The sequence below is a fragment of the Micromonospora sp. NPDC048830 genome, from assembly GCF_043198215.1.
Taxonomy (GTDB): Bacteria; Actinomycetota; Actinomycetes; order Mycobacteriales; family Micromonosporaceae; genus Micromonospora.
Map to the genome: position 1 here is coordinate 16,418 of NZ_JBICUP010000064.1, position 15,587 is coordinate 32,004.

General features: G+C 68.4%; 15 protein-coding genes. 14 read left to right on the forward strand and 1 reads right to left on the reverse strand.

The features are described from left to right. Positions 1–6 precede the first annotated feature (6 nt). From ACGFIZ_RS31370 to ACGFIZ_RS31435, 14 genes are all read left to right on the forward strand, one after another. A complete protein-coding gene (locus tag ACGFIZ_RS31370; protein ID WP_393426032.1) occupies positions 7–831 on the forward strand; it encodes an ABC transporter permease in 825 nt (274 codons plus the stop codon). A 3-nt stretch (positions 832–834) separates the two neighbouring features. Continuing rightward, the gene (locus ACGFIZ_RS31375) at positions 835–1,902 is read left to right on the forward strand and encodes an ABC transporter ATP-binding protein (protein WP_393426035.1); all 1,068 of its coding nucleotides are present in this window, start codon (positions 835–837) and stop codon (positions 1,900–1,902) included. Positions 1,903–1,904: 2 nt separating this feature from the next. After that, a complete protein-coding gene (locus ACGFIZ_RS31380; protein ID WP_393426038.1) occupies positions 1,905–2,999 on the forward strand; it encodes an ABC transporter ATP-binding protein in 1,095 nt (364 codons plus the stop codon). Between the two features lie 103 nt (positions 3,000–3,102). Further along, entirely contained in the window at positions 3,103–4,593 is a 1,491-nt protein-coding gene (gene argH / locus ACGFIZ_RS31385; RefSeq protein WP_393426040.1) for an argininosuccinate lyase, read from the forward strand. Positions 4,594–4,643: 50 nt separating this feature from the next. Continuing rightward, on the forward strand, positions 4,644–5,213 hold the full coding sequence (locus ACGFIZ_RS31390) for a cysteine hydrolase family protein (protein WP_393426043.1): 570 nt from the start codon (positions 4,644–4,646) through the stop codon (positions 5,211–5,213). 163 nt (positions 5,214–5,376) lie between these two features. Continuing rightward, positions 5,377–6,579, forward strand: a complete 1,203-nt coding sequence (locus ACGFIZ_RS31395) for an FAD-dependent monooxygenase (RefSeq protein ID WP_393426079.1) — start codon at positions 5,377–5,379, stop codon at positions 6,577–6,579. Positions 6,580–6,588: 9 nt separating this feature from the next. After that, positions 6,589–8,265, forward strand: coding sequence for a thiamine pyrophosphate-binding protein (locus ACGFIZ_RS31400; RefSeq protein WP_393426046.1), 1,677 nt, complete (start codon positions 6,589–6,591; stop codon positions 8,263–8,265). After that, on the forward strand, positions 8,262–9,008 hold the full coding sequence (locus ACGFIZ_RS31405; protein WP_393426049.1) for an enoyl-CoA hydratase/isomerase family protein: 747 nt from the start codon (positions 8,262–8,264) through the stop codon (positions 9,006–9,008). Before ACGFIZ_RS31400 ends, ACGFIZ_RS31405 begins: the two co-directional genes overlap by 4 nt. Then, positions 9,005–9,589 carry an amino acid synthesis family protein gene (locus ACGFIZ_RS31410; RefSeq protein ID WP_393426052.1) on the forward strand — a complete coding sequence of 195 codons (585 nt, stop codon included), beginning with the start codon at positions 9,005–9,007 and terminating at the stop codon, positions 9,587–9,589. Before ACGFIZ_RS31405 ends, ACGFIZ_RS31410 begins: the two co-directional genes overlap by 4 nt. Continuing rightward, complete coding sequence (locus ACGFIZ_RS31415) at positions 9,586–10,755, forward strand: amidohydrolase family protein (RefSeq protein WP_393426055.1); 1,170 nt, start codon at positions 9,586–9,588, stop codon at positions 10,753–10,755. The genes ACGFIZ_RS31410 and ACGFIZ_RS31415 overlap by 4 nt, the downstream gene beginning before the upstream one ends. Further along, positions 10,752–12,344, forward strand: coding sequence for an aldehyde dehydrogenase family protein (locus tag ACGFIZ_RS31420; RefSeq protein ID WP_393426058.1), 1,593 nt, complete (start codon positions 10,752–10,754; stop codon positions 12,342–12,344). Before ACGFIZ_RS31415 ends, ACGFIZ_RS31420 begins: the two co-directional genes overlap by 4 nt. Next, positions 12,341–12,991: an isochorismatase family protein gene (locus ACGFIZ_RS31425; protein WP_393426061.1), complete on the forward strand. Its 651-nt coding sequence runs from the start codon at positions 12,341–12,343 to the stop codon at positions 12,989–12,991. The genes ACGFIZ_RS31420 and ACGFIZ_RS31425 overlap by 4 nt, the downstream gene beginning before the upstream one ends. Continuing rightward, complete coding sequence (locus ACGFIZ_RS31430; RefSeq protein WP_393426064.1) at positions 12,988–14,583, forward strand: MFS transporter; 1,596 nt, start codon at positions 12,988–12,990, stop codon at positions 14,581–14,583. Before ACGFIZ_RS31425 ends, ACGFIZ_RS31430 begins: the two co-directional genes overlap by 4 nt. 120 nt (positions 14,584–14,703) lie before the next feature. After that, positions 14,704–14,970, forward strand: coding sequence for an aldehyde dehydrogenase family protein (locus tag ACGFIZ_RS31435; RefSeq protein ID WP_393426067.1), 267 nt, complete (start codon positions 14,704–14,706; stop codon positions 14,968–14,970). On the opposite strand, the gene ACGFIZ_RS31440 is transcribed toward ACGFIZ_RS31435, so the two are convergent. After that, positions 14,877–15,476 (reverse strand): transposase, encoded by a 600-nt coding sequence (locus tag ACGFIZ_RS31440; protein ID WP_393426070.1) that lies wholly within the window; start codon positions 15,474–15,476, stop codon positions 14,877–14,879. The two genes, ACGFIZ_RS31435 and ACGFIZ_RS31440, sit on opposite strands and share 94 nt — an antisense overlap. Positions 15,477–15,587 lie beyond the last annotated feature (111 nt).

A 15,587-nucleotide genomic window follows, 5' to 3' on the forward strand; every position in this document is an offset into this window, starting at 1 on the left:
GACATCATGGAGACCTGGCGTCGGTTCGTGAAACAGCCCACGGGAGTGGCGGGCCTGAGCATCATCGCCCTCTTCGCGGTCATCGCCGTCTTCGCGGACCTGCTCGCGACCGACCGGCCCGGTGCGACCGGCCCGGACACGCTGTTGAACCCGGGATCACAGGCGTACATGGGTACGGACTCTCTGGGCCGCGACGTGTTCAGCCAGTTCGTTCACGGGGCGCGACTTTCGCTCCTGGTCGGTCTCCTGGCGGCCGCGCTTGCCATAATCATCGGGGTCCTCGTCGGATCGCTCTCGGGATACTTCGGCGGCTGGCTCGACACGGCGCTGATGCGTCTGACCGAACTCTTCCAGGTAGTGCCGAGGTTCATCCTGGCGCTCGTCGTGGTGGCGATGATAGGCGGCGGCATCGACCGGATCATCGCGGTCATCGGGCTCCTCTCGTGGCCACCCGCGGCTCGTATCGTCCGGGCGGAGTTCCTCTCGCTCCGTGAGCAGGAGTTCGTCGAGGCATCGAAAGCGGTCGGCCTGCGCACCCGAACGACGATCTTCTCGGAGATCCTGCCCAACGCGCTGCCGCCCGTGGTCGTGATCGCCTCCCTCGACGTGGCGCAGGCGATCCTGCTGGAGGCCTCGCTGAGCTTCCTCGGGCTCGGAGACCCCGATGTCGTCTCCTGGGGAACAATGCTGCACCAGGCGCAGCAGTACCTCCGAGAAGCCTGGTGGCTGTCGGTCTTCCCAGGTATGGCGATCTTTCTGGCGGTGCTGGCGTTCAACCTCCTCGGTGACGCCTTCAACGACGCCCGGAACCCGCGTCTGAAGAAAGGCTGACTCGTGTCTTCCACGCCCCTCCTGGAAGTCCGGAACCTCCGAACCCAGCTCACCACCGACAAGGGGCCGGTCTTCCCCTGCGACGACGTCAGCCTGATCGTCAACGCCGGGGAGGCCGTCGGCCTGGTCGGTGAGTCGGGCTCGGGCAAGTCCATGACCGCTTTGTCGATCATGGGTTTGGTGCCCAACCCGCCCGGCAAGGTCGTCTCCGGTGAGGTGCTGCTCAACGGCAGGAACATCGTCGGACTCAGCAACAAGGAGATGTCACGGGTCCGGGGTCGTGACGTTGCGATGGTGTTCCAGGACCCGTCGACCTATCTCGACCCGGTGATGACCGTCGGAGGTCAGATCGCCGAAGCGGTGCGTCGCCACCAGCCGGAGACGGACGTACGGCGCAAGGTCGACGAGGCTCTCGACCTGGTGGGCCTGCCGGTAGGCGCCAAGTTCGCCCGGCGTTACCCCCACGAGCTGTCCGGTGGAATGCGTCAGCGCATTCTCATCGCGATCGCCCTTTCGTGCCGGCCGGCGATGCTGATCGCCGACGAACCGACGACCGCGCTCGACGTGACGATCCAGGCACAGATACTCGAGCTGCTCTCGTCGATCCAGCGCGAGCTCGGGATGGGCCTGCTCTTCATCAGTCACGACATCGGGGTGATCGGCAACCTGTGCAACCGGCTCTATGTCATGTACGCCGGTCAGGTCGTCGAGGAGGCGCGCACCAGCAGCTTCCTGGAGATGCCTGCTCATCCGTACGGCAAGGGCCTGCTCAGGTCGGTGCTGAGCGTCGACGAGGGAGCGGACCGCTACTACGCGATCGGCGGTGGTGTGCCCAATCTCGCGCACCTGCCGAGCGGCTGCCGGTTCCATCCGCGGTGCGAGTACCGCAGGGATACCCGCTGCGCGGACGCCGTCCCCCAGCCGACCAGTTCCACGAGCGGGGGCTCGGCCGCGTGCCACTGGGTGGAGGAGATCCGTGCGCAGGAGCCCCGGACGGAGTTGGGCAGCCCGGACCGGCCCATGACGGCGAGCGGCGAGAAGAACGGCTACCAGCAGGAAGGCTTGTCGTGACCATGTCGCAGCAAGAGCTCGACCCGCACGCCGCCGCGCCCCTCGGCAGCCCGCTGGTGTCCGCGCAGGGGCTCACCAGGCTGTTCCCGGCCGGCCGTGAAGGCTTTTTCGGACGGCGCCGCTTCGTCCACGCGGTCCAGGGCGTCGACCTGGAGATCTGGCCCGGTGAGACGGTCGCCCTGGTCGGCGAGAGCGGTTCCGGCAAGAGCACGATCGGCCGCCTCCTGCTTCGCCTGCTCGAACCGACCGGCGGTCGGGTCGTCTTCGACGGGCAGGACCTGACCACCTTGTCCAGAGAGCAGCTCCGCCGGCGCCGGCAGGAGTTCCAGATGGTGTTCCAGAACCCGTACGCCTCCCTGAATCCCCGGCAGTCGATCGGCGCCTCACTTGCCCGCCCGCTGCTGGCGCACGGCGTCGTTCCGAAAGCCTCGGTGCAGGATCGCGTGCATGAGCTGCTCGAGTCCGTGCGGCTCTCGCCGGGGCGCGACTTCGCCGCTCGGCTGCCCCACGAACTCAGCGGCGGGCAGCGGCAGCGGGTCGTGATCGCCAGAGCGATGAGCCTGGGTCCGCGCTTCGTGGTCGCCGACGAGCCGCTGTCGGCACTCGACGTCTCGGTGCGGGCGCAGATCCTGGAGCTTCTGCAGGAGCTCCGCGAGCGGAACAACCTCGCCTACCTGATGATCACTCACGACCTTCCGGTCGCCCGCTCCTTCGCCGACCGGGTGGTCGTCCTCTACCTCGGAAAGATCGTCGAGACGGCCTCGGCGAAAACGATATTTTCCCGGCCGCTGCATCCGTACACCCGGGCGCTCATCGATGCCCGCCCGCTCATCAAGCGTGCCGGCGCGCAGCCCCGCGGCCCGCGGCTCATGCTGCAGGGCGACATCCCCTCGCCGGTCAACCCGCCAGGAGGATGTCATTTCCACACCCGGTGCCCGTTCGTCCAGAAGGAACGTTGCGCGACAGAGGTACCCGTGCTCGTCGAGCAGCCTGACGGCGCCCGGGTCGCCTGTCACTTCGCCCGGGAGATCGCAGCCGGCGCACTGCGGCCGTACGCGAACAAGGTGACCAGGGAGGGCCACATCGTGTCCGCCTGAAAGTCGGGCCGCCCTCGCCCCGATGACGTCATACCAAGAGACCACGCGACAACACGAGAAGGACAAGATGGTCGAGACTGAAGTTCATGCCAGCCCCCAGCGGATGACCGCCGGACGCCTACGCGCCCCCGACCGCCGCATCGTCGAGCACCTGGACGCCGCGCGCCTCGGGAAGGACGTCGCGCTCGGCCGGGTCCGGGAGCATCTACAGCTCGACATGGCCCATACCGTGATGATCACCGAAGAGGGCATCATCACCGCAGCCCAGGGCAAGGCCATCCTGGAGGCGCTGCGCGACGGATACCGGATGGGGGACGAGTTCCCCATCGACCCGTCCTACGACACGATGGTGCTGCAGATCGAGCGTTTCCTGATCGGCCGGGTGGGTGAGGACACCGGCGGCCGGATGCACACCGGCCGCAGCCGGATCGACATGAGCGCAGCCATCGAGCGGATCGCCGGGCGCAACTGCCTGCTGCGGGTGCACGATCAGTTCGTCGAGCTGTGTCAGTCGGTGCTCGGGTTGGCCGAGCGTCACGCCTCGACCCTGATGCCCGGATGGACCCACCTCCAGCACGCTCAACCGTGGACGCTCGGCCACTACCTGCTGCGGCACCTGTACGTCTGGGACCGGCACCTCACGCGGTTGGAGGCGGCGTACGGCCGTACCAACGTCAGCTCGCTCGGCGGCGCCGCCCTTGCCGGGACGTCGTGGCCGCTGAACAGACGCCGGGTCGCCGAGTTGCTCGGCCATGACGACATCGTGCGGAACTCCGCCGATGCCGGCGAGGTGACCCTGGACTGGATCGCCGAGGACCTCGCCGTGCTGTCCATGCTGCTGGTCGACATCGGCCGCATGGCCAGCGATCTCTACCTCTGGCACACCTGGGAGTTCGGGCTGGTGGAGCTCGACGATGCCTTCTGCGGTTCGTCGAGCATCATGCCGCAGAAGAAGAACGCCAAGTCCATGGAGTACGTCCGAGGTTGTGCCGGCAAGGCGGTCGGGTGGCTGCCGAGCGCACTCGGGGTCGCGCGGAGCGCGTCGAGTGTGGACGTGGACCCGGTCATGGTCGGCAACACCCACACCCTCGACGAGGCGGCCGACATCACCTGGCGCTGCCTCGACATGATTGCGGGCGTCCTGATGTCGCTGCAGGTCAACGAGGAGCGGATGGCCGACGTCGCCGGGGCGCACTGGAGCACGGCGAGCGCCTTGGCCGACGGCATCGTGCGTGAGCGCGACCTGCCGTTCCGGGCCGCGCACCGGATCGTCGCCCGACTGGTGCGCAACTGTGTCGAAGCCGGTGTCGCGCCGGTCGAGACGACCACCGAGATCCTCGATGCCGCGGCCAGGGACGTCGGTTCACCTGAGCTCGGCCTGCCCACCGGGTGGATCCGTGAGCAGCTCGACGCGCGCAAGTTCATCGAGTCGCGGGTGACCGAGGGCAGTCCCAGCCCCGGGGAGGTCGCGCGCCAGGTCGAGGAGCTGCGGAACGGCTTGGCCGAGCACCAGGAGTGGAACAGCCGGCGACACGATCAGCTCGAGGCGGCCCGGTTGGAGCTCGAGCGAAGCATCGATCGGCTCACGGCGTGAGGATCAGCTCCGTACGAGGAGACGATGTCGCGACGGAGCCCAGCGCCCTCGTGGTCGTGGACATGCAGAACGACTACTGCCACGAGGACGGTCTCCTCGCACGCAGTGGTCAGTCCCTCTTTGACGGGGACCGGCTGGTGGACAACATCCAGCGACTCACCGAGAGGGCGCGCGGTGCCGGCGTGCACGTGGTGTTCGTGAAGATGACCACGAAAGACCCCGTCGCCGAGCCGGTGGCGTGGGCCCGGCGCCGGAGGGAGCAGGGGCTTTCCGAGTTGTGCCGCCCTGGTACCTGGGGCCAGCAGATCGTCGACCAGCTCACACCGCACGAGAATGACCTTGTCGTGGAGAAATCGCGCTTCAGCGCGTTCTTCGACACGCCCTTGGCGGGCGAGCTCCGAGACCGACAGGTCGAGACCGTCGTCTTCACCGGCGTCACGTCCAACGGATGTGTCGATCTCAGCGTCCGGGACGGGTTTCAACATGGGTTCGCGGTCGTCGGAGTCGCTGATGCGGTCGGTGGTTTCCAGCGGCAACTGCACGATGCGGCAATTGGAAACTGGCAACGCAGGTACGGTGAAGTGCTCACGACGGATCAGATGATGTCCCGCTGGAAATAGCCACAAGAAACGATTGGGGTGGGGTTCCGGACCCGGAACCCCACCCCTTCGTCGCTGCAATCATTGGTTCGGTGAATACGTCGTATGTCAATCAGTCATTGGACTTATCCATCCGCTGACGCTTACTGTTTTGCTCTACCGCGAAGAAGCTGGAGTATACGCAATGGGAATCAGTGCCGCCCTCGTCGTCGGTGGGGGAATTGGGGGCCTCGCGGCGGCCACGGCTCTTGCCCGGAGGGGCGTCACCGTGGACCTGGTCGAGATCCGCGACAACTTCGACGTCCCGGGCGTCGGGCTCGGCCAGCCAGTCAACGCGCTCCGTGCCCTTCGGGACATCGGGGTCGTGGACGAGGTGCTCGCCGCCGGTTTCAAGTTCGACCGACTTCGCTTCTGCGACCGAGACGGACGAGTCATCCTCGATTACGCGTATCGCTTTTCCGACGACACACTTCCGCTCGTCGCGGCACTTCCCCGGGAGGCGCTGCATGCCATTCTCATCCGTGCGGCGCGCGCAGCGGGATGCCGGCTGATCCTCGACACCTCCGTGACGGACATCCGGGACCGCGCCGAGTCCGTCGAGGTGACGCTCTCCAACGGCCACCAGCAGGGATACGACTTGGTGGCCGGCTTCGACGGGATACGGTCGAGGACTCGTGAGTGGATGTTCGGTTCGAAGTACGAGCCGGCCCATTCGGGCTACTCGGCCTGGCGGGTCGTCGTGGCGCGACCGGACGACGTGAGGTCGATGGACTTCTACCAGGGTCTCGGCAGCAAGACGGGATTCATGCCGCTGACCTCCGAGGCGATGTACCTGTTCCACATCTGCCCTGAACCCGAGGGCGCGTGGTACGAGAAGGAGGAGCTCCTGCCACTGTTGCGTGAACGTCTGCAGCAGTATGGCGGAATCGTCGGCGACGTCCGCGACACGCTCACCGAGCAGCACGACATCATCTACAGCCCGCTTCAACCGTTACTGGTCGAGGAGCCGTGGTTCAAGGGCCGGGTCGTCCTGGGCGGTGACGCCGCCCACGTCTTCCCCCCGCACATGACCCAGGGGGCCGGCATGGCGCTCGAGGACGCGGTGGTTCTGGCAGAGGAAGTGACCAGCCCCGGGTCCGACGTCCGTGGTGCCCTCGGTCGCTACTTCTCCCGAAGGTACGAGCGCTGCGCGTTCGTGTCCCGGTTCGCCCGCCGAATGATCGACGACGAGCAGCGGGTCAAGACCCCGGAGGACCTGCTCGCTGCCGAACTCGCGATGCGAACGCAGCTGCCGGAGCGGTTGGCAGCTGCCGACCGGGTCATGAACCAACCGGTTCTGGCCTCCGACCCCCGACCCGTCGACGACTCGATCGTCTCAACCAGCTGAGGAGGCCTGGTGACGAAGGTCTACGAGCACACGATCGGCCGTCTGGTCGACTCGGGAGTCACCACGTTCGCCGGCATGGTCGGGTCGACGACCGCGCCGTACGTCGCGCGACTCGGTGCGACGCCGGGGGCCCGCTACATCGGGGTCCGACACGAGCAGACCGCCGCGGCGCTCGTGGATGCCGCGGCGAGGCTCACCGGCCGCGCGGGCTGCCTCCTCACCCATGGAGCATCCGGTGCGTTGGCCGCTTCGCTGGGCGTCGCCGCGGCCGCGAGGGACTTCACCCCCATGGTGTGGATCAGCGCCACGCAGGAACGTCGTGCACTCGAGCAGCGCTGGTGGCAGACCCTCAACGTCCTGGGGCCGGCCCGGGACTACGTGAAGTGGCAGGCCCGTGTCGAGCGGCCGGATCGCGCGCCGCAGGCGGTTGACGACGCGATCCTCGCGGCCGTCTCCGGCCGCCCGGGTGTCGCGCAGCTCGATCTGCCCATCGACGTGAGCACCGCGGAACTCGCGCCCTCCGAGCTGCCGGTGCGCCCTGCCCTGGACGCGGTCACTGGTTCGGTGCCCCAACCTCCGGCGTCCGCCGAGGACGTCCAGGCCGCCGCCGCCGCGCTCGGCGGCGCACGCAGGCCCGTCCTTGTCGTCGGCGCCGGGGTCCGCTACGCCGGGGGGCAGCGGGCCGCGGAACGCCTCGCCGAGGCGGCAGGGTTGGCCGTCGTCTGCACGGCCAACGCCCGCGGCGACGTGTCGGAAACCCACGAGTATTCCCTGGGCCCCTCTGGGATCATCGGCTTCGAGCCCGCCAGCATGGCCCTCCGCGACGCGGATCTGGTCCTCGCGGTCGGGTGCCGGCTCTCGGACATGCTGACCGCGAGGGGAGAGTTCCTGGGCCGGGACGTGAAGGTGCTGCACGTCGACCTGTGCCACGACTCGATACCCACCGGCGTCACCGACTACCGCGCGATCGTGGCGGACGCCGGCGAGTTCCTCGAGCAGGTCACCCAGGCGGTCCTACGGGGCAGGGCGGCGATCCGGCCGGAGCGGGTCCAGTGGGTGCGCGACGCGGCGCGCAAGGTCGCCGAATGGCGCGACGCCTGGCTCCTGGTCCGGTCCGAGAACGGCCGTGTCCAACCGAACGAAGTGGTCCACGCCATGCGGCAGCAGCTGCGCCCCGACGCGGTGATCACGCACGGCGCCGGGGACCACGGGTTCTACGGAACCCTGCTACCCGTTTCCCGCCCCGGCGCGCACCTGATGTCGGTCAAGCTCGGGGCCATGGGCTGCGGCCTGGGTATGGCAATGGGGGCCCGGCTGGTCGCGCCCAGGCGGCAGGTTCTGGCCTGCCTGGGCGACGGTGAGCTGATGCTGCAGATTGGGGACCTGGAGACCATGGTCCGTGAGCAGTTGCCGACCGTTGTCGTGGTGTTCAACAACTTCCGCCTCGGCTCCCAGCGGAGAAGAGTGCAGGCCTACGGTCCGGCCCACGGGACGGACCACGGCAACCCCGACTTCGCGGCGCTGGCACAGCTGTTCGGCGCCTGGGGAGGCCGAGTGGACGAACCGGGCCAGTTCGCGGATGCCCTCAAGGAGGCACTCGCCGCCGATCGGCCCGCTGTCATCGATGTCATCGTCGATCCCGAGGCACGCCCCCGCAGGATCGCGGTCAGCCGGGAGGCGACATGAGTGCGACCACGTCCGGAACCGGCCTCTCCGTCCAACGGGACGGTGACGTTCTGCAGCTGACGCTCGACCGTGAGGAGTCCGGAAACCGCCTGAGTCGGCCGCTCCTGGAGGCGCTGGCCGCGCAGCTGGAAGCCGTGTCAGGTGCGGACGCACCGAAGGTCGTCGTCCTGGCCGGTGCCGGCCCGGACTTCTCACTGGGCCGTGAACCGGCACCGGGTCCCGCCACGCCGTCCGGGCTCCGTCGGGAGTTCGGGCTGATCCAGCGCGTCAACGAGTTGGTCGTCGGGTGCCCTGCGGTCACTGTCGCGGTGATCAGGGGCCGTGCCCTGGGTGCGGGTCTCTCCCTCGCAGCCCGATGCGACCTCGTGGTGGCGGCCGACGACGCTCGGCTTGCCTTCCCGGAGGTCCCGCACGGAATCCCGCCGACGATCGTGCTCAGCCACTACCGGTACGTCCTGCTGCGCCGCCACCTGCTGGACCTGATCCTGACCGGGCGGGAGATCACCGCCGAGGAGGGCCAGCGGATGGGTCTGGTCTCTCGCGTCTGTCCCCCCGCCGAGGTCGACGCCGCCGTGAAGGATCTCGTCCAACGGCTGGGCGGGTACGACGTGCGGACCGTGCGCGTGGTGAAGCAGTTCGTACGCAGACTCGACGACGTTGGTCCGCGCGAGGCGCCGACGGTGGGAATCGAGGCTTATGTCAACGAGATGGTTGACCGCGCGATGGCAGGAGGAACCAGGTGAGTGAGCTGCAAGTAAGAAAGATCAGGGTCGTCGTGGACGAGGCATTGACCTCGCGGACGGGCTTTCAGGACGGCCCACCGCTGCGGAAGGTGGCGGCCTGTGCGGTGGTGCGCAATCCGTTCGCGGGACGCGGGCACGTTGAAGACCTCTCCGAGGTGACGGCAGCCTCTGCCGAACTCGGTCGCCTTCTCGGCAAGCGCTGCATCGAGGCGCTGGGCGGCGAGGCGGAGAGCTACGGCAAGGCTGGGATCGTCGGGGTCGCGGGGGAGCAGGAGCACGTCCATGCCGCGCTGACCTCCGTGTTCGGCGACCCGTTCCGCGCTGCGATCGGCGGTGGCCAGGCGTGGATCACGTCAACCAAGAAGGTCGGTACCGTCGGTACGACCATCGACGTACCCCTCGCGTTCAAGGACGAGATCTGGGTGCGCAGCCACTACGACACCGTGACGGTTGCCGTACCTGACGGGCCGCTGCCCGACGAGATGGTCGTCATCGCCGCTGTCGCCAACCGCGGCCGGATCGGCGCCAGGGTCGGCGGCCTGACCAAGGAGGAGGCGCTGAGGCGCCTGGATCAGGGGTGAGCGACCTCCTCGTTCGCAACATCGGAACGCTCCTCAGCGGGGACCTCGACCAGCCGACCATCGACGCTGACGCCGTCGTCTGCGTCGACGGTGTGATCAGCGCGGTCGGTCGCGAGGCGGAGGTCCCGGTGCCCGAAGGCGAGGTGGAGGTCGTCAACGCCCGCGGTGCTACGGTCGCCCCCGGCCTCATCGACTCGCACTGTCACGTCGTGCTCGGCGACTACACGCCGCGCCAGAAGACCGTCGACTTCCTGGAGAGCTACGTGCACGGCGGTATCACGTCCGTGATCTCGCCGGGCGAGATCCACGCGCCGGGTCGTCCCCACGAGGCGCTCGGCGTCGTCGGCCTCGCGATCGCCGCACGCTCCTGCTTCGCGAACCACTCACCGGGCGGCATGCGGGTGCACGCCGGAAGTGTCGTTCTCGAGCCGTCGCTCGAGCGCCGTCACTTCGCGCTCCTACAGGAGGCGGGGGTCCGGTTGGCGAAGTTCGGCTTCGGCGACTACGCCGACCCGATGGACGGGGTCGAGCAGGTGCGTCTCGCTCAGGAGCACGGCATCGTGGTCATGTGCCACTCCGGGGGAGCCAGCGTGCCGGGATCTCAACCGATCACGACGGACCACCTTCTGGCGCTGGCACCCGACGTGTGCGGGCACATCAACGGAGGCCCCACGTCGCTTCCGGACAGGGGCGTCCTCCAGATCATGGAGGAGACCCGCATGGCGATGCAGATCGTCCAGGCGGGCAACCTCTCGTCCAGCCTCCGCATCCTGCGCGAGGCCGGGAGGCGCGGCGCGCTGGACCGGATCGTGATCGGCAGCGACACGCCGACCGGCACCGGCGTCATGCCGCTGGGCATGCTGAAGACCGTCGCCGAGCTGTCCTCGCTCGGCGAACTCGACCCGGCGGTCGTGTGGGCGTTGGCTTCGGGTAACTGCGCCGACGTGTGGAGCGTGCCGGGTGGTCGGGTGGTGGTGGGCGCGGTCGCGGACCTGGTGGTGCTCGACGCGCCCTGGGGAAGCCAGGCGGAGGAGGCGCTCGGCGCCCTGGCGATCGGCGACGTTCCGGGGATCTCGGCGGTGATCTGTGCGGGCCGGGTGCGCGTGGGACGAAGCCGGAACACGCCGGCAGCGACGCGGCAGGTGGAGGTGGTGACGTGGAATTGAAGATCGGCATGCCCTGGGAGGATGTCCGTCGGAACGTCAGCGGCCACCCCTGGCGGCTCCTGGTCGGCGGTGAGCTGATCCCGGCAGAAGGCAACCGCCGCTACGCCGTGACGAGTCCCGCGGCCGGATCAGCGGTCTGCGCGGTGCCGGACGCCTCCGAGGCGGATGTCGCTCGTGCGGTCGCGGCAGCGGTGAGCGCTGCCGGGTCCTGGCGGGAGACGCCGATTCGGGAACGTGCGCGGCGTGTCCGTGCACTGGCGTCGATCGCCCGCGCACATGCCGAGGAGTTGGCTCTCCTCGACGCGGTGGACGTCGGTAACACGGTGACCTGGATGATGCGAGACGTGGAAGCAGGCGCCGACGGTCTCGAGCTGATGGCCGATCTCGCCCTGGGCCTCGCCGGCGAGACGATCCCCGGTCCGGCCAACCTTCTGCACCTGACCGAACGCGAGCCTGTCGGCGTCGTGGCACGTATCGTGGCCTTCAACCACCCGGCCATGTTCGCCCTGCAGAAGATCGCGGCTCCCCTGGTGGCCGGCAACCCGGTGATCCTCAAGCCGTCGAACCAGTCGCCGCTGTCCGCGTTGCGCGTCGGTGAGCTTTTCGGCGAGGAGCTGCCGCCGGGCGTCCTGAGCGTCCTGAGCGCGGAAGGCCTTGCCGCGCCCCGGGCGCTGGTCCGCCATCCCGACGTACGCCGGATCGGCTTCATCGGCAGTGAGCAGGCCGGCCGGTCGATCCAGCGCGAGGCGGCCGAGGCGGGCGTCAAGGACGTCACGCTCGAGCTCGGTGGGAAGAACGCCATCGTGGTCTTCCCGGACGTGGATGTCACCGCCGCGGCAGCAGCCGTTGTCAAGGGGATGAACTTCCAGGGGTGGCAGAGCCAGTCCTGCAGCTCGACGTCCCGCGTGTTCGTGCACGAGGATGTCGCGGACGCGGTGGTGGAGATGGTCGCCGAGCTGGTGGGCCAGATCGTCGTGGGCGATCCGCTCGACCCGCGCAGCGAGATGGGGCCGATGGCCAGCGTCGACCAGTTCGAGAAGGTCTCCACCTATCTCCGTGACGCCTTGGACGCGGGGTGCCGGCTCGTCGTCGGCGGCACGGGATCGTCGGCGGGGCAGCCGCTCGACGGGTTGTACCTGCGTCCGACGGTCATCGACGGGGTGCGCCCGGACATGCGGGTCGCCCGCGAGGAGGTGTTCGGGCCGCTGCTTTCGGTCCTGAGGTGGCGTGACACCAGGACGATGCTGGACCAGGTGAACAGCGTCCGTCACGGGCTGACCGCCGCGGTGATCTGTCGCGACATCGCGACCGCGCACCTCGTGGCGCGGCGGATCGAGGCGGGTTACGTCTGGATCAACGACTCGGCGTCGCACTACCCGGGCGTGCCCTTCGGCGGGTACAAGGCATCTGGCCTGGGCCGCGAGGAGTCGATCGAGGAGCTCATCAGCTACACCCAGCTCAAGGCGGTCACTGTGCGCCTCGACCGGTTCGACGAACCTGTCTGGCGGCCGGGTACGAGCGGCCCCACAGCTTTCGGTATTCATCCTGTCACACATGGTTCTGTTGCAAGTAAAGGAGAAAAACCATGATCCTTGACTACTCGGGGGCCGCCGAGCTGTACGACCGGCAAGGCATCGGTCGGACGATGGGGCTCGGGAAGCGCCCGGCTGTGCTCGTCGTCGACTTCACCGAGGGGTTCACCTCTCCCGAGTCGCCCATGGGAGTGGACATGAGCGACTCGGTCAAGGCAACCAGGCGGCTGCTGGACGTTGCGCGTTCCTACCGGCTGCCGGTCGTCTACACCGTCAATGGCTACCGTGACGATCTTCTGGACGCCGGTGTCTGGCCGCAGAAGTTCCCCTCCCTGAAGACCCTGGTGCTGGGCAGCAGGTGGACGCGTATCGACGAGCGGATCACCCCCGAGGCCGAGGATCTGATTCTGGAGAAGCAGTACCCGTCCGCGTTCTTCGGCACGACCTTGGCCAGCGCACTGGCCGCCAGGGGTGTGGACTCGCTGATCCTCACCGGTACGACGACGAGCGGGTGCATCCGCATGACGGCCGTCGACGCCCTCCAGCACGGCTACCGGACCTACATCCCAGAGGAGTGCGTCTGCGACCGGCACGAGGCACCACACCGCGCCAACCTTTTCGACCTGGGGTCCAAGTACGTCGACGTGGGTACGCTCGACGCGCTCCTCGACCAGTGGCGAGAGAACCCGCCGAGATTCGAGTGACGTGGAGCGGACCCTGGGCGACCTTTTCGGCCACCGCACTGGGCCTGACCATCTGCGGTCTCAACGCGACCATGGTCGACGTGGCGCTGCCACGGATGGCCGGGGACCTCCAGGTGGGGCAGTTGACCGCGACGTGGTTCGTACTCGCGTACTGGCTGGCCACATGCGCCCTGCTCCTCCCCTTCGGCAGGGTTGCGGACGTGGTCGGCCGCCGCCCGGTTTTCCTGGCGGGTGTGGCCTGCTTGACCGCGGGCGCCGCGATCTGCGCCTACGCCCCATCGGCCGCTGTCGTGATCCTGGCCCGAACGGTCCAGGGTGTCGGCGCGGCGATGGTGCTCGCGAACACGACCGCCATCCTGGTGGAGGTCTTTCCCGCGAGCCGGACCGGGACCGCCCTCGGGCTGAACGTCGCGACTATCTCAGCCGCTCAGGTGGCGGGGCCGCTCGTCGGAGGCGCGTTCACCACCTTTGCCGGCTGGCGGTCGATCTTCTTCGTGACTCTTGTCATCGGAGTTGTGGCCTTGGCACTGTCCGCGCAAGTCCTGGCCCGCACCGGTCCTGCGGGCACGCTGGTCCGTTTCAGCTACGGCGGCGCCCTGATGTGGACGGCGGCCCTGGTGGCGCTGTTCGGCGGGTTCACCCTCGCGTCATCGCGGAGCTGGGGGGATCCGTTGGTCCTCGCTGTCACGGCGGCGGCAGCCATGTCGCTCCTGGGACTGGTGAAGCTCCAGCGGTCAGCTCGACACCCCCTGATCGACCCGACGATCCTTCGCGACCGGCGTCAGGTGCTGCGACTTGCCGGCACGTGGCTGATTGCCATGCCGCGTGCCGGCTTGGCCCTGGTCGTGTCCGTCACCCTTCAGGTCGCCCACGGCGTCGATCCGTTCGAAGCAGGTCGTGTCGTCTTCGGACTGGCCCTGGGACTCATGGTTGCCTCGCTCCTGGCCGGTGCGCTGGCCGATCGGTTCAGTGCGCGGCGTCTCTGCGCCGTGGCGGCGGCGGTCGTGATGCTCGGCCTGGTGGTCGCGCTCGCGGCCGGAACCCGGGCAGGGACCCCGCTGATGCTTGGTCTTTTCCTGGTCGGTGCCGGGTCTGCGCTGTACATGACTCCGAACACGATCGCGATCATGACCTGTGTTCGGCGCGAGGCCCGTGGCGCGGCGAACGGACTGCGCTCGACACTTCAGGCGGGGGGCAGGTGGTATCGACCGCAGTCGTCTTCGGCCTCCTCCTCTCAAGGCTCCCCGAGGACGGGGAGCGGACAGTCTTCGCCGGTGGCGCCGATGCGGCGGTGCGGGAGGCGATTCTGGGCGGGAACCAGCTCGCCATCGCCGCGCTCATGGTTCCCTGCCTGCTCGCGCTGGCCGCTGCGCTCGTGGTTCCTCGATGGCCGTGACCCCATCGGATACCGACGGCCAGGCGGCGGGTGTCGAGGGGACGGCGCAGCCGTGGATCGGTTCGTCGTACCGGCGGGCCGGCTGAACAGGATGGTCCACAGTGCCGCCGTCATCAGCGGCAAGGCCGTTTTCGGACGGTGCCAGGCCGTGCCGTACAGCTCCCAGCAATACCAGACACCGGCCATCAAGTATTGAAGGACAAGGAACCGCCGATGATTACCACGGTTGACGAACAACGGCTCCTGGCGGACGTACCGACCAGCTGTCTCGTCGACGGGGAGTGGAACCCACGCGTGCGGGGGCCACGTCTTCGACGTGATCGATCCCGCGACCGGCCGCCTCCTGACCCAGGTCGCCGACGCCGGTCCCGAGGACGGTCGCGCCGCGCTCGACGCGGCCTCCGCCGCCCAGTCGGATTGGGCGACGCTCCCGCCGCGCGAACGCTCGGACATCCTGCTGCGTGCATATGACCAACTGCTGGTAACTGTTCAGCTGGTTTGGGGTAGCCAGGTCTGTCCGTTGTGGAGACGCGTCAGGGCATCCAGGGCGTTGATGCCTTGCTTGCGTGCGGTCGACAGGTAGCTGCGGATCGCGCAGAACATGTGCGCGCCTGCCCAGGTGCGTAGCCCGCCGCTGATCTTCCGGCGGAGTTTGACCATCCGGATGTCCCGTTCAGCGAGGGAGTTGTCGAACGGCACGCGAAGGTCGTGGGCGAAGCGCAGCACGTCGGTGGCGAACCCGCGGAGGCGGGCGAGCAGGTTCGCCGCCGGGGACCGTGCGCCGTGTCCGGCCGGGCAGGGGTTGGCTGCCGTGCCGGCGGCGATGATCGTGTCGTAGCGGCGTCGGTAGGCTCCCAACAGGCGGTCGTCGATCGCATGGGCGCCCGCGGTGCGGGCATACCGGGCGGTGTCATTGATCTCGCACAGCAGCCGGATCATTTGCCCGGCCCACACCTGGCCGGGGTCGGTATCGAGGATGCCGGCCAACTCCCGCAGGTGGTGGGCGTTGCACAACTGGTGGGCGAGGCCGTAGCGGCGGTAGGGGGTGTAGCCGTCGTGCACGGCGATGCCGGTGAAGACGGGCAGCACCGGGCCTGTAGGGAGATCGGCTCTGGCACAGAAACGGTGGTGGGCACCGTCCTGAGTCGCCGGTGTTGTAGGTGATCATGACTTCGGTGTGACGTGATCAAGTCGGTATTC

Excerpts from the sequence above, each read along its gene's own strand:
- ACGFIZ_RS31370 (WP_393426032.1), top strand. The coding sequence starts at position 7 with ATGGAGACCTGGCGTCGGTTCGTGAAACAGCCCACGGGAGTGGCGGGC.
- ACGFIZ_RS31405 (WP_393426049.1), top strand. The coding sequence starts at position 8,262 with ATGAGTGCGACCACGTCCGGAACCGGCCTCTCCGTCCAACGGGACGGT.
- argH (WP_393426040.1), top strand. The coding sequence starts at position 3,103 with ATGACCGCCGGACGCCTACGCGCCCCCGACCGCCGCATCGTCGAGCAC.
- ACGFIZ_RS31425 (WP_393426061.1), top strand. The coding sequence starts at position 12,341 with ATGATCCTTGACTACTCGGGGGCCGCCGAGCTGTACGACCGGCAAGGC.
- ACGFIZ_RS31395 (WP_393426079.1), top strand. The coding sequence starts at position 5,377 with ATGGGAATCAGTGCCGCCCTCGTCGTCGGTGGGGGAATTGGGGGCCTC.
- ACGFIZ_RS31380 (WP_393426038.1), top strand. The coding sequence starts at position 1,905 with ATGTCGCAGCAAGAGCTCGACCCGCACGCCGCCGCGCCCCTCGGCAGC.